The organism is Lysinibacillus sp. KU-BSD001 (assembly GCF_042920265.1).
Classification (GTDB): domain Bacteria; phylum Bacillota; class Bacilli; order Bacillales_A; family Planococcaceae; genus Lysinibacillus_B.
This window is the reverse complement of the sequence record NZ_JBDQZI010000011.1, coordinates 19515-44306: the sequence shown is the minus strand read 5'-3', so window position 1 is coordinate 44306 and position 24792 is coordinate 19515. Positions and strand designations below refer to the sequence as shown.

Annotated in this window: 28 protein-coding genes and 1 pseudogene; 16 read left to right on the top strand and 13 right to left on the bottom strand. The window is 35.0% G+C overall.

All coding sequences use genetic code 11. The features are described from left to right. Positions 1–4 precede the first annotated feature (4 nt). From AAGS61_RS15095 to AAGS61_RS15080, 4 genes are all read left to right on the top strand, one after another. Complete coding sequence (locus tag AAGS61_RS15095; protein ID WP_391373632.1) at positions 5–679, top strand: response regulator transcription factor; 675 nt, start codon at positions 5–7, stop codon at positions 677–679. 31 nt (positions 680–710) lie between these two features. Next, a complete protein-coding gene (locus tag AAGS61_RS15090) occupies positions 711–1241 on the top strand; it encodes a CueP family metal-binding protein (RefSeq protein WP_391373629.1) in 531 nt (176 codons plus the stop codon). 24 nt (positions 1242–1265) lie between these two features. Continuing rightward, entirely contained in the window at positions 1266–2000 is a 735-nt protein-coding gene (locus AAGS61_RS15085) for a sulfite exporter TauE/SafE family protein (protein ID WP_391373627.1), read from the top strand. Between the two features lie 83 nt (positions 2001–2083). Continuing rightward, positions 2084–2713 carry a YdhK family protein gene (locus tag AAGS61_RS15080; protein WP_391373625.1) on the top strand — a complete coding sequence of 210 codons (630 nt, stop codon included), beginning with the start codon at positions 2084–2086 and terminating at the stop codon, positions 2711–2713. Positions 2714–3470: 757 nt separating this feature from the next. Here the strand turns inward: AAGS61_RS15080 and AAGS61_RS15075 are convergent. The 3 genes from AAGS61_RS15075 to AAGS61_RS15065 form a co-directional block, all read right to left on the bottom strand. Next, positions 3471–4364: a multicopper oxidase family protein gene (locus AAGS61_RS15075; protein WP_391373622.1), complete on the bottom strand. Its 894-nt coding sequence runs from the start codon at positions 4362–4364 to the stop codon at positions 3471–3473. Between the two features lie 912 nt (positions 4365–5276). Continuing rightward, a complete protein-coding gene (locus tag AAGS61_RS15070; protein WP_391373620.1) occupies positions 5277–5648 on the bottom strand; it encodes a hypothetical protein in 372 nt (123 codons plus the stop codon). Between the two features lie 200 nt (positions 5649–5848). Further along, positions 5849–6355 carry a hypothetical protein gene (locus AAGS61_RS15065; protein WP_391373617.1) on the bottom strand — a complete coding sequence of 169 codons (507 nt, stop codon included), beginning with the start codon at positions 6353–6355 and terminating at the stop codon, positions 5849–5851. Positions 6356–6452: 97 nt separating this feature from the next. On the opposite strand from AAGS61_RS15065, the gene AAGS61_RS15060 reads away from it, so the two are divergent. Next, entirely contained in the window at positions 6453–6794 is a 342-nt protein-coding gene (locus AAGS61_RS15060) for a hypothetical protein (RefSeq protein ID WP_391373614.1), read from the top strand. 234 nt (positions 6795–7028) lie between these two features. Here AAGS61_RS15060 and AAGS61_RS15055 read toward each other — a convergent pair whose 3' ends face one another. The 5 genes from AAGS61_RS15055 to AAGS61_RS15035 all read right to left on the bottom strand — a co-directional run bounded on the left by AAGS61_RS15055 (position 7029) and on the right by AAGS61_RS15035 (position 10900). Continuing rightward, positions 7029–7337, bottom strand: coding sequence for a thioredoxin domain-containing protein (locus AAGS61_RS15055; RefSeq protein WP_391373905.1), 309 nt, complete (start codon positions 7335–7337; stop codon positions 7029–7031). A gap of 200 nt (positions 7338–7537) precedes the next feature. Further along, on the bottom strand, positions 7538–8797 hold the full coding sequence (locus AAGS61_RS15050) for an MFS transporter (protein WP_391373611.1): 1260 nt from the start codon (positions 8795–8797) through the stop codon (positions 7538–7540). Positions 8798–8897: 100 nt separating this feature from the next. Continuing rightward, positions 8898–9551: a TetR/AcrR family transcriptional regulator gene (locus AAGS61_RS15045; protein ID WP_391373604.1), complete on the bottom strand. Its 654-nt coding sequence runs from the start codon at positions 9549–9551 to the stop codon at positions 8898–8900. Between the two features lie 324 nt (positions 9552–9875). Continuing rightward, a complete protein-coding gene (locus AAGS61_RS15040; RefSeq protein ID WP_391373601.1) occupies positions 9876–10271 on the bottom strand; it encodes a hypothetical protein in 396 nt (131 codons plus the stop codon). A gap of 32 nt (positions 10272–10303) precedes the next feature. Further along, positions 10304–10900, bottom strand: coding sequence for a class I SAM-dependent methyltransferase (locus tag AAGS61_RS15035; RefSeq protein WP_391373598.1), 597 nt, complete (start codon positions 10898–10900; stop codon positions 10304–10306). A 250-nt stretch (positions 10901–11150) separates the two neighbouring features. On the opposite strand from AAGS61_RS15035, the gene AAGS61_RS15030 reads away from it, so the two are divergent. The 3 genes from AAGS61_RS15030 to AAGS61_RS15020 are packed head-to-tail and all read left to right on the top strand — an operon-like array spanning position 11151 to position 12211. After that, positions 11151–11516: a DUF2089 domain-containing protein gene (locus AAGS61_RS15030; protein WP_391373595.1), complete on the top strand. Its 366-nt coding sequence runs from the start codon at positions 11151–11153 to the stop codon at positions 11514–11516. Positions 11517–11529: 13 nt separating this feature from the next. Further along, the gene (locus AAGS61_RS15025) at positions 11530–11919 is read left to right on the top strand and encodes an SHOCT-like domain-containing protein (protein WP_391373592.1); all 390 of its coding nucleotides are present in this window, start codon (positions 11530–11532) and stop codon (positions 11917–11919) included. 10 nt (positions 11920–11929) lie between these two features. Further along, positions 11930–12211, top strand: a complete 282-nt coding sequence (locus tag AAGS61_RS15020; RefSeq protein ID WP_391373590.1) for a hypothetical protein — start codon at positions 11930–11932, stop codon at positions 12209–12211. Positions 12212–12570: 359 nt separating this feature from the next. Here AAGS61_RS15020 and AAGS61_RS15015 read toward each other — a convergent pair whose 3' ends face one another. From AAGS61_RS15015 to AAGS61_RS15005, 3 genes are all read right to left on the bottom strand, one after another. Continuing rightward, complete coding sequence (locus AAGS61_RS15015) at positions 12571–12720, bottom strand: TRIC cation channel family protein (RefSeq protein WP_391373902.1); 150 nt, start codon at positions 12718–12720, stop codon at positions 12571–12573. Positions 12721–12755: 35 nt separating this feature from the next. Further along, entirely contained in the window at positions 12756–13022 is a 267-nt protein-coding gene (locus tag AAGS61_RS15010; RefSeq protein ID WP_391373587.1) for a CPCC family cysteine-rich protein, read from the bottom strand. Positions 13023–13368: 346 nt separating this feature from the next. Continuing rightward, a complete protein-coding gene (locus AAGS61_RS15005; RefSeq protein WP_391373584.1) occupies positions 13369–14982 on the bottom strand; it encodes a glycosyl hydrolase family 18 protein in 1614 nt (537 codons plus the stop codon). A 241-nt stretch (positions 14983–15223) separates the two neighbouring features. On the opposite strand from AAGS61_RS15005, the gene AAGS61_RS15000 reads away from it, so the two are divergent. The 3 genes and pseudogenes from AAGS61_RS15000 (at position 15224) to AAGS61_RS14990 (ending at position 16661) form a co-directional block, all read left to right on the top strand. Beyond that, entirely contained in the window at positions 15224–15529 is a 306-nt protein-coding gene (locus AAGS61_RS15000; RefSeq protein WP_391373582.1) for a hypothetical protein, read from the top strand. A 104-nt stretch (positions 15530–15633) separates the two neighbouring features. After that, positions 15634–16120 (top strand): annotated as a pseudogene (locus tag AAGS61_RS14995) (LURP-one-related/scramblase family protein). Positions 16121–16217: 97 nt separating this feature from the next. After that, complete coding sequence (locus AAGS61_RS14990; RefSeq protein WP_391373899.1) at positions 16218–16661, top strand: PH domain-containing protein; 444 nt, start codon at positions 16218–16220, stop codon at positions 16659–16661. 310 nt (positions 16662–16971) lie between these two features. Here AAGS61_RS14990 and AAGS61_RS14985 read toward each other — a convergent pair whose 3' ends face one another. Continuing rightward, entirely contained in the window at positions 16972–17172 is a 201-nt protein-coding gene (locus tag AAGS61_RS14985) for a YjzC family protein (RefSeq protein ID WP_391373579.1), read from the bottom strand. Positions 17173–17309: 137 nt separating this feature from the next. Here AAGS61_RS14985 and AAGS61_RS14980 point away from each other — a divergent pair, with 137 nt between their 5' ends. From AAGS61_RS14980 to AAGS61_RS14970, 3 genes are all read left to right on the top strand, one after another. Further along, positions 17310–18173 carry a hypothetical protein gene (locus tag AAGS61_RS14980; RefSeq protein WP_391373576.1) on the top strand — a complete coding sequence of 288 codons (864 nt, stop codon included), beginning with the start codon at positions 17310–17312 and terminating at the stop codon, positions 18171–18173. Positions 18174–18175: 2 nt separating this feature from the next. Next, a complete protein-coding gene (locus AAGS61_RS14975) occupies positions 18176–18931 on the top strand; it encodes an HIRAN domain-containing protein (RefSeq protein WP_391373573.1) in 756 nt (251 codons plus the stop codon). A 1044-nt stretch (positions 18932–19975) separates the two neighbouring features. Further along, entirely contained in the window at positions 19976–20782 is an 807-nt protein-coding gene (locus tag AAGS61_RS14970) for an SDR family NAD(P)-dependent oxidoreductase (protein ID WP_391373570.1), read from the top strand. A gap of 68 nt (positions 20783–20850) precedes the next feature. On the opposite strand, the gene AAGS61_RS14965 is transcribed toward AAGS61_RS14970, so the two are convergent. Then, the gene (locus AAGS61_RS14965) at positions 20851–21789 is read right to left on the bottom strand and encodes an SDR family NAD(P)-dependent oxidoreductase (RefSeq protein WP_391373567.1); all 939 of its coding nucleotides are present in this window, start codon (positions 21787–21789) and stop codon (positions 20851–20853) included. Between the two features lie 562 nt (positions 21790–22351). On the opposite strand from AAGS61_RS14965, the gene AAGS61_RS14960 reads away from it, so the two are divergent. Next, a complete protein-coding gene (locus AAGS61_RS14960; RefSeq protein ID WP_391373565.1) occupies positions 22352–23158 on the top strand; it encodes an SDR family NAD(P)-dependent oxidoreductase in 807 nt (268 codons plus the stop codon). A 37-nt stretch (positions 23159–23195) separates the two neighbouring features. Next, positions 23196–24464: an MFS transporter gene (locus AAGS61_RS14955; RefSeq protein WP_391373563.1), complete on the top strand. Its 1269-nt coding sequence runs from the start codon at positions 23196–23198 to the stop codon at positions 24462–24464. Positions 24465–24792: the final 328 nt, after the last annotated feature.

Genomic DNA, 24792 nt, shown 5'->3' with positions numbered 1-24792 from the left:
GATGATGCAAACAATTCTTTTAGTTGATGATGAACAAAGGATGTTGGATTTAGTTGAATTATTTCTAATTCCTCAAGGATATACGTGTATTAAGGAAACGAGCGCTAAACATGCAATCGAAATACTAAAAAAAGAAAAAGTACACCTTGTTTTATTAGATGTTATGATGCCTGAAATAGACGGATGGGACGTATGTAAATCCATTCGGAAATTTTCGAATGTGCCTATTATTATGCTTACTGCAAGAACCAATAAAATAGATTTAGTTAAAGGTTTGAATACAGGAGCAGATGATTATATTACAAAACCATTTGATGAAAGAGAATTGGTCGCAAGAGTAAATGCATTATTACGACGTACTTCTGATGAAACGGATCAGACCTCCATAGCCTACAATGATTATATTTTAGACACGGAAATGTATTCTTTGAAGTATTTGGAAAGAACGGTTCAACTTACATTGAAGGAATTTTATATTATGAAAGCATTAATTTCTAGACCTACTAAAACGTATACGCGCGAGGAATTACTACAGATTGCCTGGGAGTATGAGACAGAGACGGATAACAGAACTGTGGATTCTCATATTCGGAATTTGAGAGAGAAACTTAAAAAAGCAGGATTTCCAACAGAGGAATTTCTAATAACGGTTTGGGGAATCGGTTATAAATGGAGTTAAATTTTTTTTATAAAATTTGAGGTGAACACAAATGAAAAAGCTTATTGTAACTTTATTTGCTGCAATGATATTAGTGGCTTGTAATGGGGAAAGTACAAATGAAGAAAATATTTCTGTAAAAATTGAAACAGAGGATATTAAAGAGATGGTTCACAATTACAGTGTACGTAATACCGAAGCCAAATCTGCTTCTATCACATCTCAGGAATTACTTGTGAGTGACAAAGATGGAACCGAGACAATTTATGAACTACCAGAAGACGAGTTTTTTGTTTCCATTGCCCCTTACATAAATGAAACACATCCTTGTGAAAATCACAGCTTAACAGGCTGTCAAGGTGAATTGGGGAATGAACAAGTCAACGTATATATTGAAGATACAGAAGGGAACGTAATAGTGGATGAAATATTACAAACACAAGCAAACGGATTTATCGACTTGTGGCTACCACGTAATCAAACATACCAAATAAAAATTGAACATGAGGGGAAAATGGTTAAGTCTGAGTTTTCTACATTCGAAAATGACGGCACTTGTATTACAACGATGCAGTTAATTTAATAAGAAAATGCAGGTGTTTCATACATGTATAGTGTATTGTCTGAGATTAGCCAAACAATAACAGGACCAATTTCTATATTTTTAAATTCATATGCACACTCTCCTATGATTGTTGCACTCCTTTTAGGGTTAATTGGTGCAGTTGCCCCATGCCAAATAACTGGAAATATTAGTGCCATCACTTTATATGGTAATCGTACTATTCAAATGAAAAACAATTGGGGAGAAATACTTGCCTTTATTATGGGGAAAGTTGTTGTTTATACTTCAATAGGATTGTTAGGGTGGATTTTTGGACAACCATTTGAAACACAGATAAACGAATACTTTCCGATATTTCGTAAAATCATTGGTCCATTATTAATCATTACAGGACTTGTGCTTTTTGGCATTGTAAAATTAAAGTTTCTAAACCGTTTAACGATGTATCTTCCTATGCGCTTAAAAGGAGGAAAGTTAGGATCCTTTTTACTTGGATCGAGCTTCGCCATTGCTTTCTGTCCAACGATGTTTGTTCTCTTCTTTGTTTGGTTAATGCCTATAGTTCTAGCCACTTCTTATGGACTGGTACTACCAGTAATCTTTGGTGTTGCAACATCTGTTCCCCTTATCATCATATTAGCATTAATTTGGTTCTTTGATGTAAAAGGGTTCATTATGAAAAAAAGTGTGAAAGTAGGGGGGGCGATTCAAAGGTTGGCAGGAGTTATTCTGATTATCATGGGTGTTTTGGATGCCATGATCTATTGGGGGATATAAAAAACTTATCTGCATAATTTTTGCATATTCAAAGTTTATAATGGGTGACAGTTAATCGAAATGAGCTTATTAGGAGGATTAGAATGGTAGCTAAAAAAATAATGAGTATGGTGCTGTTATCTGCAGCATTAACACTTGCTGCATGTGCAGAAAATACGGAAGAAACGTTGCCGAATGAAATGACTCAAGAAGAGAGAAGTGCAATGACAGATCATAACATGGATAGCATAGAAGAAATAGAAAATCATGAAGCCATGAATGAAATGGACCATTCTAGCATGAATCATTCTAGTTCAGGTGAAGTTCCAGATGGATTAAAAGCAGCTGAGAATCCGACATTCCTTGTTGGAAGTAAAGGAATAATCCAATCAGACCATATGGGAGGTATGAAGGGGGCTGAAGCAACAATTGTAGGTGCCTATAATACGACGGTATATACCGTCTCTTATACACCAACGATGGGCGGAGCCCCAATTACAAATCATAAGTGGGTTATTCACGAAGAATTAGAGGGTGTAGCCGAGGCTCCTTTAGAACCAGGAACAGAGGTAAAGATGAATGCAGATCATATGGAAGGAATGCACGGGGCAACTGCCACGATTGATTCAGCAGAAGAAACGACCGTTTATATGGTGGATTTTACTTCTATAACAGGTGAGCAAATAACAAATCATAAATGGGTAACAGAGAGCGAATTATCAGCAATTGAATAAAGTAAAATTTTCTGAAGAAATTGAGAATATGGGAGTTTTTTTGTAAGCTCGAATTATAAAAATAAGGGAACCTTGTCGGTATGATATGCTCCCCATTAGATAAACAGGTTTTTATTTTTTAATCCGTCTACCTAACGAAGGAGCATATCAATTATAGAGGGAGGTGCCAGGCTTTTTATATGCGTTATTTGGTTGCGGGCTTACATTGTTCTGAACGTATCTCTAAATACGCTCATACATACGCTAAAGCATTCTCTGTTAACATAACACTATCTATCTCCTTTACGGATTACTTTAATATAATAGCACGCGTGTTGATTTACCTCTTATTGCTAAAGAGAACATTGGAATACGTTGATTTCTGCTACGGCTGACTCGTTTTCCGCAGGCACGGCTTCAACTAATTTATTTCGGCTCATGCCGAAATAAATGGATTTTCAGCTCGTGCTGTTCCTGCAGGAGTCGAGTCGCCTCCGCTCCAATCAACGAGCAAGCGCCTTTTTATTAATCATTTCACTAAAAAGCACGCCTATAATATACCATTATTTGTATAATCAATACACCTGATATAATGGTCTCTAAAACGTACATCTTGTATCCGTAATCCTACGTACTAATTGCCCCGTATACCGCTTCCAAATAGTATTAAATCTCCTTTTTAAAAGAAGTTAGAGATGGGCGTTCTGTTATTCTTGTTTTTTCAAATAGAGGGTTACTGCCGATGTATTTTGAGTTCAGTTTATACTATTTCAGTTCTTTACAATTTGTAAACTAAGGTAGTGAACATACCACCAGTTCCATCAGTAAAGTTATTAGAAATATGATGTGAAATGTGGCAATGAAAAGGCCATATACCTGGATTATTTGCTGTAAATATGACATCCCAAGTTTCACCAGTAGCAACTAGGATGGTATTTTTAAAAATTCGATTTTGGTCCGCAATCGGGTTACCATCAGCTTTTTCAACTAAAAATTGATGTCCGTGAATATGCATCGGATGATGATTAATTTGAATGGCTCCTAATCTTAAACGTACAATATCATCATATTCAACAGGCATAGGTGTGGTAGATGGAAAGCTCTTACCATTTATAGTGAACATATTAAATTCCATCGTAAAAGGGTCTAGATGATAATGACCAGGTTTTACTTTTTCTCCTTTTTTTAAACCTTTGAGACTCCATTCCTGCATTAGCAATAGATAATCCTTATTAATATTTTTTTCATAAGGTTCTAGAATGACAAAGCCCCCTAGTAACCCTAGCATATCTTGCTTAGCTACATTAACGTGAGAATGATACATATGGGTTCCTGGTGGATTCGTTATTCTAAAATGATAATCAAAATAATGCCCTGGTTCAATTCTGGGGGAAGGTTCCACATCTGGGACACCATCCATGACGTTAGGGACATTAAGACCATGCCAATGAATACTTGTAGCTTCGGGGAGATGATTAATTACTCTTATGCTAATATAGTCCCCTGGATAAACTTGAATAGTAGGTCCTGGTATACTCCCATTGTATCCCCAGCCTTTAATAAAAACACCTGGAAGTATTTCTTGATTTACAGGTTCGGCCACTAATTCGAAATATTTAATACCATTTTTGATAGTATATTTAAGCGTAGGAATATCTGGTGTTATGACCATAAAAACACCTCTTTGAATTATTGATGAATTTAAACATTAAAGATTGTTACATTATATTCCGAAATTTCTTAAAAATAACAAGCGGTTACATATGCTATCGGGAAGAATTTCTAGTTCAATATCATCTCTGGGATTCAGGATTTTTCTACCATGTTCATAACGAAAAATGTCATCAAACCAAGAGTAACCCTTGGCATAAAAAAAAGCACCACCAAATGCTAGATTCGTGTCTAATAATTGGGATGCAGTTCAAGCATTTGTGGCTTTTTCATGTAGTTCCAAACTTTGATTTGGGAATGTTTATTAGGTTCATTTTTGTATGCCTTATAAATCATTGTTGTACTAAAGCACCTCGTTACTTTAATACGTAATATTCCGCAGTAAGTATCTACTACGGACAAAAAAAATACAGAGTACATCTTAGGATAATCATTACATCATATTTGGAATAAATACTTTCATAAATAGGAAATAGCCTAGAGCACCAATGACTAAGCCAATAAGGATTATTACAATCAGTAAAGTTTTAGTTTTCATGGTTTCCACCTCACTTAAATTTAATAATAAAGGTTCTGTATTATACTCTATTTTCAAGATCGACTAAACTGCTTCGTTTGTTGAAGAAGAAAGCTTTCAAAAGCGTGGTTGGTTTCCTAACTTTCATTTGAGAACGTTATTTAGGTTTGTTTTGTATACTTTATAGATTTCTATTTATCCCTTAAAATAATGACTAATGATTTTTGGAATCGTCAGTACTATATCTGTAAATGTTAAATCTGTACGAATACAAGTAATTAGGAATTCTAAAAGATGGCATAATCTCTAGATGATTTTAATAAGTTCCAAAAGCCTAGTTAGGAGGTATTTCTTTACTTATCGTTGTAAGTCCGCATAAACCTGACGGGATCCCATTTACATCTTTGATATTCCATAGCTAAAAATACAAAGTAATAAACTGATAATGGTTAAGCCAGCAACTGGAATAGCAAAAACTTTATTGTTTTTAAATTCATAGACTGCTGTGATTGCACCTGCGACGCATAACGCTAACCATATAGGTATAAACACAGCATCCGCAATATTTATTGGTAACAGGGCATAACCACTAACTAAGTAAAATACCCAGTGCAAAACCAACAGTCCTACTATTACATAAGAGATTTTTCGAGGTGGGTTTCCTTTATTGTCTTTTCTAACAGCTATAAATGCAGGAATGATAAACATTAAAAATGCAATAATGCCAACAATCATTAAAATTATTAATGAAATGCCAATAATGAACACTCCCTTTTATAATACTTCTTTATTTAATCTGACTTATTTTACAATAAAAGGTTGCGCTTCCCGATTGTTGAACACAAGTTAAACAATATACTTACCAAAGCGTAGTTTACATATTTTTGAAATGATTGTTGTACTAAAGCATTCGTTAAAATTTCTATATAGATTATTTACAACACCTAGCCACTCATGTAAAAAATATATTAGCGATTTATGTATAATTTATTATTTTTGAAGTAATACAACGTATCAATCACTAATAAAATGAGAGGCACGCCTACCGAAACGGTCATGTTTATGAATTCGTTTAATTTTAGTAGTATTCCAATTATGTAGAACGGCATTACCCTTGAAAAAGCTAAAAGTAGAATGGAAAATACATTTTCACCTAACATATACTCGAATAACTTTTCAAAAATATTATCAATTGTAAGCCAATAAATTAGGAAGGAAATCCCGATTAATAACAGTTGATTGGTAGTTAGATTTAATGAAAATATTTTATCAATCACACTTGTAGAACCAATTATTATAAACAGAAAAAATGCAAATACGGATGTGATAATTACTGAAAATATAGCTGAAACAATTGCTAAGGTTATTAAACTGTCTTTTTTTTCTTCTTTTTTGTTTTCATGGCGAACAAACCAAAATAATAGGAGAAACGAAATAATAAAAATTGCAGCTAAAAATATTGAGATTTTCAACATACTTACTCATCCATTTCATTTTAAATTAATACATTAATAATGTTATTTTAATGGTAGAAATATTTACCAATGCAGCTCACCTTACATACGTTTTAAAATGGGGAAAGTTTCTATTTTCCGCAAACCTGTCGCTTTAATTGAAGAATTGTATTATGAAGGGGGACTATGTTCTTGGTATTCGACATTCTTCATTTGTAACTCGGATCCTTATAATGGGAATTTAATAGGCGTTTATTATATTCAACCTGCTAATAAAGTAACAGTGAATGAACTATCTGAGTTTTTCAATCAAAAAATTGAAATTAAGGCATGGGAAAATGTGATGACGGGCGGTTATCCATATAGTAGTGAAATTATGATTAATGGTATGCATAACTTAGTATTTAATGATGAATCATCTCATTCATCATTAAAAATGATAACATATGTTCCTAATTAAAACTTATTTTGCGAGTAGAAGCTTATAGATAAAAGTGAGCCCTCAAAAATTTCATGATGGCTCGCTTTATTTTTGGTATTTAGTAGATCAAGGCACTCCACGATACAGCAGTAACGCCTCTTCTTCGATTTACGTAGAACGGAAAAGTTTTGCGAAAATGCTCGACTTTTTTGTAGAGTTTATCAACACTCGTTTAGTTTGTTAATCTGAGTGTTCGAAGTGGGGGGCTACGTGTTAGGCATTTAGTTTTTCAAGGGCAGTAGGATATTCCAAGTACACACGGCGCTCTTTAAATGAATGCTTTTCGCCGTTAATGAATATTGTTGGCACGAGCTTCATATCACGTTCAATGGCTTCTAATATGACTTGTAAGCTGCGTTCTGTGTTTGCTTCAATTGCTTCCTCGTGTAAGTCATATTTTGTGACAAGCAGTTGTTTGAGTTCGGCACTATTGTAAGGAGTCCATTCATCTTGTGTAGCAAATAGATCATCGATGATTTCGAATGCAAGTGTTGGGTTATCGTATTCTAAACAGAGGTGAATTAAGATTAGCTACATGATAAAACGCGAACTTTAAGGGGAAGGGGCTAATACTTAATACCATTTGCGAATTGAATTTCCTTTACTTTTTTACATTTTATACTTAACAACCAAACCCGTTATTATTTTGATTAATCTTTATTCCAAACGATTGCTTTCTGTAGGCAGTAAAATCAAATCATGTATACTACTTTGCTTTTTCGTTATTCATTCACTACACGTAACTGTTTCGATTTGAGTTTAGACAGGTACTGTTTTGTCAAAAGCCCTAAAAATAATTCTACAATAATCGCAAAAAAGACAATGAGATAAACTTGATTTGAAAAACGATCAAACAGAATACCGTACAAAGACTGCCCAAGTGGATAAGAACACATCACAATTGCCCCTATCATGGCACTTACTTTCCCAAGCATTTCATTTGGCGTTTCACTTTGAATAAATGTTTGTGCAAAAATCGAAAAAATCCCCACAGAGGCTAAGCATAAAAAAGCACTTATACAAATTACAACGTAAGTAAACATGGGATGCACGTTTAGACCTGATACAATGGCTATGGGTAATAGAACAATTCCACCTAATAAAATAAATATATAGGCGTTATAAATAGTGTATTTTTTTGCTACCAAGCCAATTAAAAGCCCTGCTGCAATAGATCCGATTGCTAAGAAGCTTTCTGCAATACCATATAGTTGTGAACTCAAGCCAAGTTGTACTTTTATAATATAAGGTAAACCAATCATGATCATTGATGAAAAAAACAAATTTATTCCTGCAATTACTAATAAAATTTTAAATACAATTGGATTATCCTTTCTAATAAATTGAAGTGCTTGCTTTAAATCAATAAAAACTGTATTAAATATCTTCCCATTTGATGCTTGCTTCACAAAAGGAATATGAATAAACGCTTCTAATATTGCTGACATACCAAATGCAACTGCACTGATTATAATAATCACTTTTAAGTCAAAAAAACCATACAGCATGCCACCTAAAATAGGTCCTAAAAAGTTTGCTAAAGCGTTCACTTGCACTACAATGCCATTTGCTTGCAACAAATGATTGCTATCTACCATGATAGGAACACTTGATTGTACAGCAGGTTGATATATTGATTGAATAATAGAAAGAATAATCATCATGCTCGCTACTAACAAAATAATATGGTCACTCCCGATTTGTGTGACAAATAAGATACACACTAAGGAAGTTATAACATCTAAACAAACCATGATATTTCTTCGATTCACACGATCTGCTAATACACCACCAATAGGGGATAACAAAATTGTCGGAACCATTGAAATTGCCAAAATACTCCCGAAAGCAGTAGCTGATCCTGTTATGTCCAACACATGCAGCGATAAAGAAAAACGCAAAATTGAATTTCCAAACAAAGATATAATCTGCCCAATAATTAATAAAGTAAAATCTTTCTTAAACAAGTCACGCTGCTTCATATAAATTCATTCCTCCTATTCTTTTACAAATGACAACCTATCAAACCGACTGACGGTATGTAAATGTTCAATAGAAAACCGCCTTTACAAAGGCAGTATATTATTTGGATATGCTGTTTAAATAACGATGTAAGATAGCTAATACTTCTTCATCGATAAATGGTACACCAATTTGATCAGTAAGATGCTTAAAGTATAAGACTTTTCGTTTTAAATCATCCCCACTGTTCCCAATTATCATTGGATTGATCCAAACATTGATTAATAACAATATGACTTCACTAGCACTTCTGCTATCTTCTACATGAATTGAACCATCTTTTTTCCCTTCCTCTATTAATTCTTGAAACAATGGTACGCCTCGTTTCATAGTACCATTTAAAATCATACTAACGAATTTAGGATTATCCGATAAAGAGCTTGCTATTGTATCAAATTGTTGCTTTTCAATACTTTCCAATTCGTTACAGAAGATTCTTTTTAATTTTTGTAAACCATTTAAATTCTCCGCCTCCTTAATCTTACTAAATACGTTTCTATCTTCAAATTCCTTATCACCAATTGCCTCTAGAATTTCTTCTTTCGATTTAAAATGATGATAAATTGCCCCTTTGCTCATTCCTAGTTCATTAATAATGTCTTGAATTGTAGTTTGTTCATACCCCTTTTTTAAAAATAGACGATATGAAATACTAAGAATTTGTTCAACTGTTTTTTCAGGATGTTTATTTCGAGCTATGTTTTCCGCCTCCATACATACTATCGGTATGTATGGAGGATATCACTTCACAACGCATTTGTAAACAATATCCAAATAAATAGGTCTAATCTTTAATAAATATAAAAATTAAAAACTTCATCCTTTTAATTATTTAAAATTGTCTCTTTTACAAATCGCAAGTGATGTCTCCAATTTATTTAACCATCATTTTTCGTTATAACAACGACCAACCCCGGTAGCATAGTATATATATGTTGCCAATTAATAACTATTCCTACCTGTGATCCGTGATTTAATCATTTGATACTGTTGAGGCTCTAAGATTTCGGATTTTCACGACGATAACCTTCTCTTCTTTCAATTCTGTGATTTGCTGTTGTAGGCTTTTGCTTTCTTCTGTAAGCTTTTCTGTTCTTCCTGTATTTCGCTGAGCTGCTGGGTGGATTCTAATGAAAGTAATTGGATATTTTGTGCGAGATAGTCCTGATTGAGCGTAATTTGCATCTCGCCGTTTTCATCAATGCCAAGAAGACGTTTGAGGCCCTTTACTCGGTACTCGTCTTTCAGCAATAAAATCATCCGGAGCTTTAAAATCGACCGGAGATTTAGTCGAATAACCGTCGCAGTCGTGGGGTTATCCGTCATATCGTCGAAGATATAGTGCTCAAACGGCTTAATATAGTAACGTAGCTGTCCATCTGTTATGTCAAACCAGCCAGCTACTTCAGGTGTGGAATAAAGCTTTTTTTTCAATAATGTCCGCTACGTAGGGATCGGTATCAACCTCATTTCATCGCTTTAATACATATCCATTTTTTATTTGGATTTACATAACACTCTACTGTGTTAAACCCAGTTGTTTTTAATAATTTCGCCATCTCTTCCTTTGTTTTATAGGCTTTCATATGATAATTAATTTTGTATATTTCAGCAATAATGAAGAAACATCCTTCTTGTTGTAGGACTCTAAAAACTTCTTTTACACTGCTTTCTAAATCTGACCAAAAGTAATGTGTTTGAAAAGCAGTGATAATGTCAAAAGCATTTTCTGGAAACGGAATGTCCGTTACACTTGCTTGTTGAATGTGTACTTTACCTGTTGCTACATCTAATTTATTCGCTCTTATAGAATCTTTCACTGCCTGTTCGGAATAATCGATTCCGTATATCTGCCCATCTGCATTCATTTTTGACAGTAATTGCAGTGTTTTTCCTCCACCACAACCTACATCCAACATAACAGATTCTTTTCTCATGTTTATCTTCTCCAAAGCCCATTTGTTCATTTCAATATGAGCAGAGTTCATGATCTTTAACATAAATGAACCTAAAACTCCATTAGGGTTCTTCGCTTGTTCTATTAACTTATTGAGCAAGTTCAACTCCTCCTTTCAGTGCCTCCACTCTTAATATCACTTACTTCATACGATTGAAAAGGATATAAGTTCCATTTTTTGCTTATCGTTTGACTGTTCTGCCGTCAGTTAAATGAATAATGAAAACGAGTAATTAATAATATTTAAATTGTAATTAACATTGTTTATTTTTTAGTTTAAAAAAATTAATTTCAATTATTTTTATTTTCTATTCCTTGTTGTATAATCAAATTAACTAAAAGGAAGGGATTTCATTATGGCTTATAAAGTAATCACAAATTGTCCTGTCTGCAGTAACACATTGAAAATTACAAAGCTGCATTGCTCTCATTGCCACACGACGATTGAAAATGAGTTTGAATTATCTAAGTTGGCCTCCTTATCAAAGGATCAGCTTCATTTTGTAGAAGTATTTTTAACTTGCAGAGGGAATATTAAAGAAGTTGAAAAGGAACTGGGGATTTCTTATCCAACGGTTCGAGGCAAGCTAACAGATATCATTTCAGCCCTTGGATATGTGCAGAAGAATGACAATAAAGTAGACGAGAAAAAAGTTGTTACGATGTTGGAAAATGGTGAAATCACACCAGAAGAAGCCATTAAGCTTTTAAAAGAGGAATAGGGAGGCATTGATCATGAAAGAGGAAATTGCAAGAGTGTTAACGATGGTTCAAGAAGGGAAGCTTGATGCAGATAAGGCATCAGAACTGATTCAAGTATTAAAGCAGAAAGAAGAAACTGGTAATCAGTTTGTTGAAAAAACGACTAAATATTTAGATAAGACATTAAAGATTCGTGTTGTATCAGCTGAAAATGACAACGTCACGGTCAATTTACCGATAAAACTTGTCAAGGCAGTATTAGTGGCTGGACATAGCATCGCGGCGAGTATACCTCAATCGGCAGAATACGTGAAAGAGATAGATATGAGCCTTATTATTGAAGCAATCGAAAACGAATTAGATGGTCAAATTGTTGATATTAAATCGGCAAACGGGGATACCGTTTCGATCATCATTGAGTAGTGATTTATTTATGATGCATGTAAAAGTGAAAGCAAAGAACGTTCGGTTTACTATCCCAATTCCATATGCAATTTTAAACATTGCCATTGTAATTTTGTCTTCAACATTTTTTCAGGAAAGTACAAACAAATGGACAAAAAAGCATTTCGAAAGAAAAAAACTGGACTTTACCTTTCCGCTAATAGACAAAAAAACGCTAAAACCTATCGTTAAGGAACTGAAAAACTATAAGGGTATGGTACTAGTAGATGTTAAAGCTAAGGACGGTACGGAAGTTAAGATTAGACTATAATGCACCGACCACTGACCGGTATTTTAAAGAAAAAGCCTAATTTCTCGTTTACAATCCGAAGAAAATTAGGCTTTGATTATTTATAAGTAGCATACTTGAACATAGCAGCCTTTTACTACTCATTTTTTAGATTACAGGGGAGGGGGAGCCGCCACTGAAATTGAATAGCAGACAGTCGTAAAGTGATTACCATCAGGACGATCAGCGTCAATTCAAGAGGAGAGTTCCAGCCTAGCCAAAGGAAGCAAGTCCAATGGAATCAAAAAATAATACCATCGTCTCCAATGGTTAATCCATTTCAGTGGTATTAATACAATCAATGTCAGCGTCATGATTACGGTTAAGATGGTGGAATGGTCCTAAAGTTCAGTAATCGGGCCCCCAAGAATCAAATTTCGAATGACCCTTCCACTGAAAGCGGTGATAAAGCCGAGTGCATATACGCCAATAAAAGAAAATCTCGCTTCAAGCGCAACAAATGCGCCAGTTGCTGCAAAAATGAAACGTATTAAACAATCGCGCCATTTAGTTTAATACCGTTATTCTAAATAAACGATTTCCAATAAGGGTCTTTAATATCCTCTTCATTTGGTTTTCTTACATTTTCAACAAAGCATTCTTCTGATGCCCCAAATTTAATAAAATTCTTTTGTGCTTGCTTTAACGAAACTTCATTTGCTCCGCCTTCAGAATCTGGATTATAGAATTGAACTCCATCATCCTCCCAATAACAAATTCTACATATATAATAAGTATCTGGTGGCTCTTCAGGTAATGTTTTATAGCCACAACAAGGACAAGTATATTTCATATAATCTCTCCCCCCTTTTCTAAATAAATCTTATCATACTTCTTCAACTAAACTGCGCCGTTAGTTGAAGAAAAAAAGCACACAAAGCTCGTTTGGGAACAATTTTTTGCTTAACGTTGTTAATCCTCATAAATCTGACGGGTCTCCTATTATAATGTTCAAAAAGGCAGCGGTTATTGACCGATGCCTTTTATTGTGCTTTTTATAATGTTAAATACGGTTCGATTTTGATGCTAATTTCATTGCTATTTATGATGTTTATTTAAGTTTTGTACTTCTGAACCGAACCCGTTAATTCGATAAACAGATTTTAATTTTTCATCGGTCTACCTAATGGGGAGGGAACTTATTTTTTCATTGGATATTTTTCTAAATCTTCACTTGCTCGATTCACCATCGCGGCCATTTGCCCTCTTTTAATATGATCGTTCGGGTCAAATCCACCGTCTACTTTTCCTCTAATAATGCCTTTGCTGCTTAGTTTTAAAATATCTACATACGCCCAATGATCTTTTCGTACATCATAAAAAGGTGATTCCGTCGTATTATTTATTGGGTAGTCTAACACTCTCGATAATATAGCTGCAAATTGAGCTCGTGTAATTTTGGCATTTGGTTCAAATCTGTTGGCACTCGTTCCATTAACAATATTGTATTGATGGGCAATTTCGATAGCCCGTTTTGCCCAATAGTTCGTTGGCACATCCTTAAAGTAGTTCGGTACTGTTTCGTTTGTTTTGTTTAAACCGATTGCGTTTACGATAATGGAAATAGCTTGTGCTCTCGTTAAATCACCGTTTGGGTCAAATGTGTATTCGTTTTTGCCTTTAATCCAGCCTTTTCGATAAAGGGACATAATCTCATGCTCAGCCCAATGATTTTCTGAATCGATAAAATGATGCTGTCCATTTGCCCAAGCTGAATAAAAATTCCATATTCCTTTATCTGCTTGAGTTAATTCCCAACTACCAGTGCCTCTTAAATTGTATTTCTCTACTAATCTTAATTTATATTTTAAAGACAAATCATTTTCATGCCATAGTGTATAATTTCCTAGTGTTAGTTTTTTCCCATCAACATACGTGGGAGAATCACTGCTTTTAACTGTGAATTTAGCATAAGGCGATTTGGAAGCATCATCAAAATAGTATTTTCCGTTATGTTTATTCACGATGGTTTTTACAGCGTTATTCGCGATACCATAGCCACCTATTGCTTCATCATCTTTCCAAATTCGACCATAAAAAGGAAGACCTAAAATGATTTTATTCGGATTTACTCCTTGTTTTAATAAATATTTAATCGAATTTTCAACAAAGGATAAACTCGCGACAGGACCAACCGGACCACCATTCCAACTTTCATCATAGGCCATTACCATTAAGTAATCGCTATACTCACTTAGTTTTAAATAATCATATGAACCATGCCAGCCAATTGTCCATCCATTTGGATTTGCAGCAACGGCTATCGATACGGTTTTATCTGGAGGCATTTTCTCACGTAATAATCGAATAAAATCTGTAAATGCTTCTTTATCTGTATAGTTTAAATTTTCAATATCAATATCGATCCCATCTAAATTATTTTTCACAATCGAATCCGCGAGTTGAGTGGATAACTGTTCTCGGTTTTGCATTGCGATTTGCCCTAATTTACGATCAAAATGGTTAGAAATAAATGGCACTACTTTTAATCCACGATTATGTAATTCTTCTATTAAACGCTGATTTATTAAAGATTTCAGACTGCCGTCAGCGTTTAACTCGTAAAATAAGGGGGTAGCCGTATTTAACGCACCTTGAGTTAACTCTATATTTTTTATGTAGTTATCAGTAGTTTCGCCATATAAATATGACATGTGGATGTCATTTACTGAGGCAACAGCACTAAATGGAGAAGCTAATAATGCAGTTACCATAGCGGGGACGAATAAATATTTTTTAAATTTATGCTTCATTATCATTTTCCTTTGTAATAGATTTTTAACGACATCATTATCTATTACTTTGGTTGACTATATCAATTATTAAAATATGGTTTCGTTGAGTTGATTTGGAAATTTGTGATATTAAGAGTTTCATTGGAATTATCTCTCAATTAGCGTAATCGTTTAGAAAATAATGTATGATAGTGTCAGAAAGTAAAATTCAGCATATAGTTTTGTTGAACAAACTGTGTTTAATGCGGAGGTAGGGGTAGTGGTAAAATCTAATATTCTTATATGTAGCTGTCTGATTTTAGCGACTATAGTCGGAATATTCGGTCAGGGCATTGCTTATTTTATGAATGAAAATATTGCTTCAATAGCACCTGTATATTATTTAACTATACTAACCGCTACAAGCGTTTTCTTGTATGTAGTTACAATTGTATTAACCTATATCGCCAGTAAAAAGAACATATTGGATAAAAATAAACTCGGTATATATTTCCTAGTCATTGGTTGTATAGGCATACTTACTTCTCACTGGTCATTATTTGTTTTGGCTATGTGGTGGAGTTGATGAAATCAATTGTTACTTAGTAATAAAAGAAGTGTATTTTGGTAAAGTATCGAAGTTCACTTGACCGATTAAGAAGAAAGCTACCAGGTGGAGGAGGGGTAAATGTGAAGCAACTGTACATCAAACAGAAGGTGTTTAGTCTAAGCGGTAAATTTACGGTAAAGAATCAACAGGAGAATGACGTTTATTATGTGGAGGGTAGTTTTCTGCAAATCCCAAAGACGTTTTCTATTATGAATGCTGCAAGGGAGGAAGTCGCCCTTATTACAAAAAAGGTGTTTAGCTTTTTACCGAAGTTTTTTGTTGAGGTAAATGGTCAAGAGGTGCTGACGATTAAGAAGGAGTTTTCGTTTTTAAAAGCACGCTATACGATTGATGCGGCAGGGATTGAGGTACAAGGGAACTGGTGGGATATGAATTTCCAGGTGTTACAGCATGGGGAAGTGATTGGAAAAGTGAGCAAGGAGTGGTTCACTTGGGGCGATAGCTATCAAGTTCAAATCGTGGATGAACAAATGGAAACGATCATTCGTGATCGCCATTGATTGTGTGAAAGCTGACCAAGCAGCAGCTTCTGCAGCGGCGACTTAACGTAGAGACATATAATATAAAAGGCTAACGGATTTTATTCTAGCGCTTTTTTGTGAACTATTTGTACAAATATCGCAAGAAAGGTGTGCTTGAAGTGATGGTTTATCATGTAAAAGTAGATATGTTTTCTATAATAGTTATATTCTTAATGATTTGGGGAATGGGGGCTATCACACTGCTTCCCCTCATAACATCATTATCAATTGTCATCATTATGTTTGCGATGCTTATCATTTCAGCCATTTTTGTATGGTGGTACGTCATTTCTGTGAAGTATGTTTTACATGAAGATTACTTATTAGTTAAAGGTGGACCATTTAAAATTAAAATTCCGTATCACAGTATAACAAAGGTTGCGCCAACGACAGATCAGTGGACTGGCTACCGAATTTCAGCATCTGATAAGGGAATTGAATTATTTTATAAGGCAGAAGCGCATCGTAGTATAAACGTTTTACCAAAAGATAAAATGGAGTTTATCGCTGAGTTAAGCAAACGATGCCCGCATGTACAGTTTCCGGACAATCAAGAGTTCGAATAACTATATACATTCAATAAAATTCAGGTTGGGCAATGGATTTATTTTTCAAATGGTTGAAGTAGCACATAATTAGTTATCGGAAACCAAAAGAAGTAGTGTCCTATAGAAGTTTTGAACCACCGGTTGTACCTGCTTGATGTTTATGATGAAAAAATGCATGTTTGCTACCGCTATTTCGGTATTTTTATTTATATGTTTAAAAGCGAAAATAATAAAACTGAAAATTTATGCGAAGGTAGTGATTTATGATAAGCTTGCTAAAATTCAAATAAAACCTGCTTGAATCAGATTCAAGCAGGTTTTATTTACTTTATGCGTAAGAGGTCATTTTCCAATAAGCTCCTTTGTCGCAGGAGTTAATAGGTGGGAATACTTCGCCTGTTTCTAATTTAATTTTTGATTCTTCGATTGTAGGCTTTGGACTAAAAGTACCATCAGTATAACCATCCCATGCATAATATGCGTTTGCGTTTGAACGTTGACCAGTTTTATAACGATTTCCAATTGCCATTTTGATCACCTCCTTGTAAAATGAGAATATATGTTCTTATTTATGATACAATTATTAACAAATAATTCAAGAGGATTTATTTTGTATTCTAGTCTGATCGCCAATTCAAACATTAATAACGGAAGGGGGAAGCGTTATTGAAAGATATTAGTTCATGGGAAAGAATCGGTTTTGGTGGTAAAAGTACGCTGGAAAAAGAAGAATTAATCCACCCTATTACAAAAGAGCTATATTTAATTAAGTATCCAAGGCAATTTAAAGTAGGTGTTTCGTGGGAAGATATTACAGAATTAATAGCCGCAGATATTGGAAGGCTATTAGGTTTAAAAGTGATGGATGTTGAAATTGTTTTTCGAAATGAACGCAGAGGGAGTCTTTTAAAAAATTTCATCCCTAAGGGGGTAATGAATGAAGAAGGTGGTTCATTACTGAGTATGTTTGATGGGTATGAAGGTTTTATAGAGTCTTCTTTAACGGTCGAAGAACTAATTGAACAAGGATTTCAATATATGAAACAGCTACATTTTTGGGAACAAATCAAGCAAGATTTCATTGAAATGAATTATTTTGACATTCTAATCGGTAATCAAGATCGTCACCCTTATAATTGGATTATTTTGTTTGAATCAATAGAAAAACAATCTTTTTCAACAATCTATGATAATGGCGCATCATTAGGATTTCGTTTTGACGATCAACAGTTATTAGCTCATATTACTGACAGAAATAAACTGGAGAAATATATGAGGAAATCAACTGTAAAGGGAGGGTTATTTGAAAAGAAAAAGGTAAAGTCTATAGACATGATACAATATCTTAGTAAATATTATAAAAATGAATCTAAATCGATTGTTGAGCGAATTAAGCAGTTTGATTTTGAGATATTCAATAAAATGATTGATGAATATGAAATTTTAAGTGATATTCAGAAGCAATGGTTAAAATTAATTATTTCCTTTAGACGAAAAAGTATTTTACAATGGTTAGGAGAGGGGGAGTAATAATGGGAAAACATCAGTCCTTATGGCTTGTTTGGCAAAATTCAGAGACGCGTTTAAATTACCATATTGGAACATTATCTTTTACGGATAATCAATATGAATTTTCTTATACGTGGCAAAGTGAAGGTGTTCAAAAAGTAAGAGGGGCATTAGATAATGGATATATATTACATCCTTCATTTCCAGATTTAAAGAAAAATTATGTATCTAATAAATTATTTGCTGCTTTCGATCGACGTCTACCGTCAGATATTCGTTCAGATTTTGAACAAATTCTAGATGAATTCCACTTAAAGAAAGAATCTACTAAGATGGATTTATTAGAACAAACTCGCGGGAAATTAGCTACAGATTTTTATTCGTTTGAGAAGCCATTAATAATACAAGAAGGAAAGTTGGCTACTAAATTTTTTATTAATGGCATGCGACATCAAAACAATTTGCCTTCTAACTGGATGGATATTGTGAAAACTACGAATAAAATATATTTAAAGTTAGAGCCGGAGAATCCTGTAGATTATAATGCGATTGCTGTTTATGCAGGAATGGGTACAAAATTAGGATTCGTTCCCCGATTTTATACTACTGCGATTTCAGCATTAATGAACCGAGGAATGGAAATAAAACTAAAAGTTGATTATATTAATGAAAAAGCAACACCTGATTGGTGGCTAAAAGTAGATTTCGAAAGTGAAGTAAATACAATTTCTCCTGAGGAATTAAAAAAACTTGACCCACTTTTTGAATATGCAATTTAAGCTTAACTAAGGCTATTAAGCAAAACAGTATTACATGTAAGAAAATCAATAACGCTATGTAATCACATTAACTCTAATTAGGCAACAAGGTTGATATAAAGAAGCCATAAAGATAAACAAACGCGAATGCTAGTAAATTGTAGCATTCGCGTTTTATTTTTCGTTGTCGTCTAATGTTTTACGGTTGTATATAAATCAACTTAAAACTGTCGATATTCGTAGCGTTCATATCGTAACCTCTGTGCTTCGCAACTACCTACTATAAAGAAAGATTAAATATTTTACCATACTAATTAAAAAACGTTGCTGCGTCCCGTCAAAAACCCCCTCGTACGAGCCCAAATGCACTTATCTAGATACAGTTATATTCCCGTGCCAACACAACAAAAAAACCCAGTGCTAGCACGATCGTCCACTGAACAATAAATTGTATGAAATTTTGCGCAAGATAAAAATATTAAACAATTTCGTTATCCTGATATTTTGAGTTTCTAACAATACAATTAAACTACAAATGTAGTATAATTGCTTTTTGTAAGTTTGAGTTTCTCATTACGTATTAATAATTTTAGATTGAGCTGTTCGAAGTTATTAATAATATGATGGAAATGAAACTTTATGCCTTTGCAGTTCCTCTGTAAATAGTAGGATGATCACCATAAATCATCAGTGAGTTATTGCCAGTTGTAAAAGGGGACGAACTAGACAAATCAGATATTCCTTCGTATCAGACACCATAAGTATTTCTGTATCCGTTTATCCTATGTTAGGGAAATTATTCAGAATGTCCTGTTGTTTTTAAAGGTGAGTCTATTCGGTCCTATCATTTTTGAACTGGTTAATATACCATCCATTGTTTAAGGTGGATGGCGCAGGTCTTGCTAAAAGTTGATTTATGCAAAATTCCGAAGAGAGGATGCCCACAACTGATGCCCATTTCAGAGCACAGATCCAATTCCCATAGAAATGACATCGGTTGATCGGGGTAATCAAACGAAAAAATTGAATGGATGTTTATACATCACAAGAAAGGAGTGCTTATCAATGGGAAGAGTACAAGGTAAAGTAGCATTAGTAACAGGAGGGGCTTCAGGTATTGGATTATCTGCAGCAACATTATTGGCAAAAGAGGGCGCAAAAGTAGTCGTTGCCGATTTTAATGTAGAAGGAGCGAAGGAGGTAGCTGAAAATATTAACGCGCAAGGCGGAGAAGCTATCGGTATGTTCCTTGATGCAGGTGACGAAAATTCAATTAAAGAAGCCATCGAACAAACAGTAGCACATTTTGGTACGATCACTGTTCTATTTAACAATGTTGGCTTAACGAATCTTCAGAAAGATTTAGATGTAGTAAATCTTGATTTAGAAGAGTGGGACCGACTAATGAATGTCAACTTAAAGAGTGTATTAGTTGGTAGTCGCTATGCCATCCCACATATGGCGAAAGCTGGTGGCGGTTCAATTATTAATACAGCATCGATGGCTGGATTCACAGGCGACGTTGTGCGTTCTGCTTATGGCGCTTCAAAGGCGGCGGTAGTGAACTTAACGAAATACATCGCGGCTCAATACGGGAAAGACAAAATCCGCTGTAATGCAATTGCACCTGGTTTAATTTTAACACCAGCTGCAAAGCGTAATATGAGTCAACAAGTATTAGATATTTTCGCGAAGTACAATGCGTTACCATACCATGGTGAAGCAGATGATATCGGCTATACAGCTGTATTTTTAGCCTCCGATGAGTCTAAGTTCATCACTGGCCAAACAATTCAAGTTGAAGGCGGCCATTATATTGCTAATCCAAGTGCTCCTGATTTCCAGGAATTAATGCGTCAAGCACAAAAATAATCTTTCTATAAATAGAGTCCGAGTGAATAAACAAATCACTCGGGCTTTTTTATATAAAAATTAACATCTTAGTTTTCCGTGACAGCTATGCTTAACTTCCATATTTGTTCAACATTTTGAGGATTGATGGCGTATTTAGGATAGGTAGTTGAACCAAATATGTTTTTCAATTGTGTAAAGCCTTTTTCGGATGTGGCTGGTTTTAAAATCTCTCTTTTATGATTAATCAGTTGGCCGGTCGTATCTTTAAATGCATCCGAGGTACAAATGTGAAAATAGTTATCCGCCATGCCCGCTGGTAAAGGGTTCGTGAGGTTTTGTAAATGGGCAAATACTTTCCAAATGGAATGCATTTTTTCTATTGTCTCTTTTGATAGTTTGACACGGTTAATTTGAATGGCATTCACTTTAATCCCCATGTGTTTATATTCTTCTGCCAGTTTAAAGGTTAGCATTAATAACGCCATTTTCGAGTCTCCGTACATTTTATACGTGCTATAAGGTCGCTTGCCTTTATACTCTCCGCGCAAATTATCGAATTCAATCTTCCTTTTCGGGTCAAAGAAGTTTTTAATATTTGTCGTACAAGCATGAAGAACTCTTGGGTCTGGTGATTTTGCCAGATGATCGGCCAATAAGCGAGTCATGAAAAAAGGGCCGAATGTATTCGTCGCGAAAGACAATTCAATATGCTCTGGACTAAGTTTATACTCTTTTTCACCATGATTTAAGTATGCGGCGTTATGGATGAGGATGTCCAACCGCGGGTATTTGGCTTTAAAAGCAGTGCAAAATGTACGAATCGAATCAAAAGAAGAAATATCCAGTTCCATCAAATCTACATTCCTATTTTTAGTCGTTTCCATAATATCGTGTTGGACAGCGGTACTAATTTTCAGATTGCGGCAAGCCATAATGACACGATATCCTTCTGTTGCAAATTTTAGAGTAGCTGCTTTACCAATCCCAGAATTTGCGCCTGTAATAATTACAATTTTGTCTTGCATCGAGTGCCTCCTGTTCTTTCATCCATATTCTCAACCTTTCGCATTTGTGTAGTAGGTTACTATATAAATCATCCTAAAACTTCCGACTTTTGTAGCGTTCATATAGTAACTACCGTGCTTCGTAGTATTCGAGCAAAACGTAATGCTGGAACTTACATATATCCACAGTAATACTATCTAAAATCTGAATCATTTGTTACTTATAAAAAATCCGCCAGCAATAATCCAGTAGCCATCATCATGCAAAGGCTTATTTGGAAAATTTTCATCTTTAATAAAATGGTCATCAGTTCAATTTAGGAAAGTCCTTTGAAAAGGTTATCTTATTGCATTATGTTCGCAACAATTCCCATATCATGGGCTTGAGCAGTTGAGTAATCGTATTTCTTCATGACAAGGTCTCGAAATAAGACGTTATACTTCTTAACGAAATTATATTGTTTATTAATAGAGATTATATTCATCAACTAATAAGAAAATATTGGAATCACAAATTCCGTGGATGTTTAAAAAAATTGGGTAAATTATATAGAGGTTTATTTTTGAAAGGAGTTTTAGCGTAATGGGAAGAGTACAAGATAAGGTTGCACTTATAACGGGTGGAGCATCAGGTATAGGATTATCGACCGCGCTATTATTAGCAAAAGAAGGCGCAAAAGTAGTCATCGCGGATTTTAATATGGATGGGGCGAAGGAAGCGGCAGAAAGTATCAAAGCCCAAGGTGGAGAGGCGGTTGGGATATTTCTTGATGCGGGAGATGAAAAGTCCATTAAGGAAGCGATTGAATATACCGTTGAATATTTTGGTCACATAACGGTGTTATTTAACAACGTAGGACTAACGAATCTTCAGAAAGATTTAGATGTTGTGAATCTAGATTTAGATGAATGGGATCGACTCATGAATGTGAATTTAAAGAGTGTGTTGCTTGGCAGTCGGTTTGCTATACCGCACATGATAAAGGCTGGTGGCGGCTCGATTATTAATACAGCATCGATGGCTGGATTTACCGGTGATGCTGTTCGTGCTGCATACGGAGCATCGAAAGCAGCGGTTATCAATCTGACAAAGTATATCGCTACGCAATACGGAAAAGATCATATTCGATGTAATGCAGTAGCGCCCGGGTTAATTTTAACGCCTGCTGCCAAACGGAATATGGCGCCTGAGGTGTTGGATATTTTCGCGAAATACAATGCGTTACCGTATCACGGGGAACCAGATGATATAGGCTATACCGTTTTATTTTTAGCTTCGGATGAGTCTAAGTTCATAACGGGACAGACAATCCAAGTAGAGGGCGGCCATTATATTGCCAATCCGAGTATTTCAGATTTTAACGAATGGATGAGGAAGGCACATAACTAAGTTTCATGCAAAATATAAAGCAAATAGGAGAGCCCTCATGAGTCAAAATAAAATGAAAATTCACTATGCCTGGTGGATTTTGGTAGGACTATGTATTATTGTCGGGTTAGGAAAAGGTGGTTTAAATAATTCCGCGGGGCTTTTTTTAACACCTGTCACAAAAGACCTTGGCGTAGGTATCGGAAGTTTATCGTTATATTTTAGTATATCAGCCATTGTGACCATTATCATTTTACCGATAGCTGGAAAGTTAATGATGAAATATAATACGCGTTTACTACTAGTAATTACGATTATTTTGCAAGCTGGCGCATTCGCCTTATTCGGTTTAATGAATTCGGTTTGGGGCTGGTATGTGTTAGCCATTCCACTGGCAGTTGGTGGAGTGGTCATTACCGTTATCGCAGGTCCTGTGTTAATTAATCAGTGGTTTAAAAAGAGCAATGGACTAGCGCTCGGCATTTTAAGTGCTGCAGGCGGGGCGCTTGGAGCGGTGGCACAGCCAATCGTGGGGAATTTGATTGCCAATCAAGGCTGGAGAGCATCTTATGTGATTGTGGGTATTGCCATTATTTTAATCGTTGTTCCTGTCACATTTCTTCTTATAAGGAAGTCACCAAAAGATAAAGGGCTACTGCCATATGGGGTAGAGGAAGCAAAAAATACGGGCGATACGAGTGCTAGTGAGGCAAGTAATAAAGGTGTCACGATGGCTATAGCGAAGAAATCTTCCGCTTTTTATGCATTAGTACTCTTTTTCTTTTTAGTTACCTCAATCGCAAGCTTTTCGGTGCATATCCCCACGTTTTTAATGAACAAAGGGTTTGATGTAACATTTGCAGGGAAGGTAATGAGTGGCTATATGATTGGCGTGCTCATTGGGGCACTGATTATTGGCTTTTTAAGTGATAAAATTGGGTCGAAAAATACAACAATTTTCACGATGATTGTCGGATTAGTAGCGATTGGTTTGTTATTGTTCCTTGCTTCTAGCTCAACCATTATCATGGTGGCTGTTGGACTTTTCGGGTTTATCTCTTCTTCTATTGGAACATTGGGACCAGCCCTGACGACAAGTTTGTTTGGCAATAAAGAATACAGTCAAATTTATGCCAATGCTTCCATAGGACTAGCCATCTCGTCAGTCGTTGCATTGCCGGCATATGGCTATGTCTTTGATATTACCGGAAGTTATAGCTTAGTTTTATATGCCATTGTCCTTATGCTAATCATTAATATCGGATGTGTATTCGTTGCATTCAAAGGGAAAAAGAAGTTGGAGCAAGCAGGCTTCTGGAATGAATAAATGCATAAAATAAGCATTGCACAAGTGGTTTGTCATAAACAAGTCACTTGTGCAATGTTGCGTTATTGTGCATAAAGGATGGAATCTACTATGCTATGTTAAGCTACGATATCCGAGCAAAAAGTTGCGGTATCCGGTCAAAAAGACACCGTATCCGAGCAAAAGTTCGCGGTATCCAGTCAAAACCCCGCAAGCTGCAGCTCGATTTTTAAAGTCAATCGTTATGCTAGAATACTAAAATGAACTTATATATCACAGGGATTATATCTAAAATTGCAACTTATTACCTTAAAATGATATTTCTGAATCTTTTTTTATATTCGTTCGT

Coding starts and splice junctions, on each gene's coding strand:
- AAGS61_RS15095 (WP_391373632.1), top strand. CDS start 5: ATGCAAACAATTCTTTTAGTTGATGATGAACAAAGGATGTTGGATTTA.
- AAGS61_RS15090 (WP_391373629.1), top strand. CDS start 711: ATGAAAAAGCTTATTGTAACTTTATTTGCTGCAATGATATTAGTGGCT.
- AAGS61_RS15085 (WP_391373627.1), top strand. CDS start 1,266: ATGTATAGTGTATTGTCTGAGATTAGCCAAACAATAACAGGACCAATT.
- AAGS61_RS15080 (WP_391373625.1), top strand. CDS start 2,084: ATGGTAGCTAAAAAAATAATGAGTATGGTGCTGTTATCTGCAGCATTA.
- AAGS61_RS15075 (WP_391373622.1), bottom strand. CDS start 4,364: ATGGTCATAACACCAGATATTCCTACGCTTAAATATACTATCAAAAAT.
- AAGS61_RS15065 (WP_391373617.1), bottom strand. CDS start 6,355: ATGTTGAAAATCTCAATATTTTTAGCTGCAATTTTTATTATTTCGTTT.
- AAGS61_RS15060 (WP_391373614.1), top strand. CDS start 6,453: ATGGGGAAAGTTTCTATTTTCCGCAAACCTGTCGCTTTAATTGAAGAA.
- AAGS61_RS15050 (WP_391373611.1), bottom strand. CDS start 8,797: ATGAAGCAGCGTGACTTGTTTAAGAAAGATTTTACTTTATTAATTATT.
- AAGS61_RS15045 (WP_391373604.1), bottom strand. CDS start 9,551: ATGGAGGCGGAAAACATAGCTCGAAATAAACATCCTGAAAAAACAGTT.
- AAGS61_RS15030 (WP_391373595.1), top strand. CDS start 11,151: ATGGCTTATAAAGTAATCACAAATTGTCCTGTCTGCAGTAACACATTG.
- AAGS61_RS15025 (WP_391373592.1), top strand. CDS start 11,530: ATGAAAGAGGAAATTGCAAGAGTGTTAACGATGGTTCAAGAAGGGAAG.
- AAGS61_RS15020 (WP_391373590.1), top strand. CDS start 11,930: ATGATGCATGTAAAAGTGAAAGCAAAGAACGTTCGGTTTACTATCCCA.
- AAGS61_RS15010 (WP_391373587.1), bottom strand. CDS start 13,022: ATGAAATATACTTGTCCTTGTTGTGGCTATAAAACATTACCTGAAGAG.
- AAGS61_RS15005 (WP_391373584.1), bottom strand. CDS start 14,982: ATGAAGCATAAATTTAAAAAATATTTATTCGTCCCCGCTATGGTAACT.
- AAGS61_RS14990 (WP_391373899.1), top strand. CDS start 16,218: ATGGTTTATCATGTAAAAGTAGATATGTTTTCTATAATAGTTATATTC.
- AAGS61_RS14985 (WP_391373579.1), bottom strand. CDS start 17,172: ATGGCAATTGGAAATCGTTATAAAACTGGTCAACGTTCAAACGCAAAC.
- AAGS61_RS14975 (WP_391373573.1), top strand. CDS start 18,176: ATGGGAAAACATCAGTCCTTATGGCTTGTTTGGCAAAATTCAGAGACG.
- AAGS61_RS14970 (WP_391373570.1), top strand. CDS start 19,976: ATGGGAAGAGTACAAGGTAAAGTAGCATTAGTAACAGGAGGGGCTTCA.
- AAGS61_RS14965 (WP_391373567.1), bottom strand. CDS start 21,789: ATGCAAGACAAAATTGTAATTATTACAGGCGCAAATTCTGGGATTGGT.
- AAGS61_RS14960 (WP_391373565.1), top strand. CDS start 22,352: ATGGGAAGAGTACAAGATAAGGTTGCACTTATAACGGGTGGAGCATCA.
- AAGS61_RS14955 (WP_391373563.1), top strand. CDS start 23,196: ATGAGTCAAAATAAAATGAAAATTCACTATGCCTGGTGGATTTTGGTA.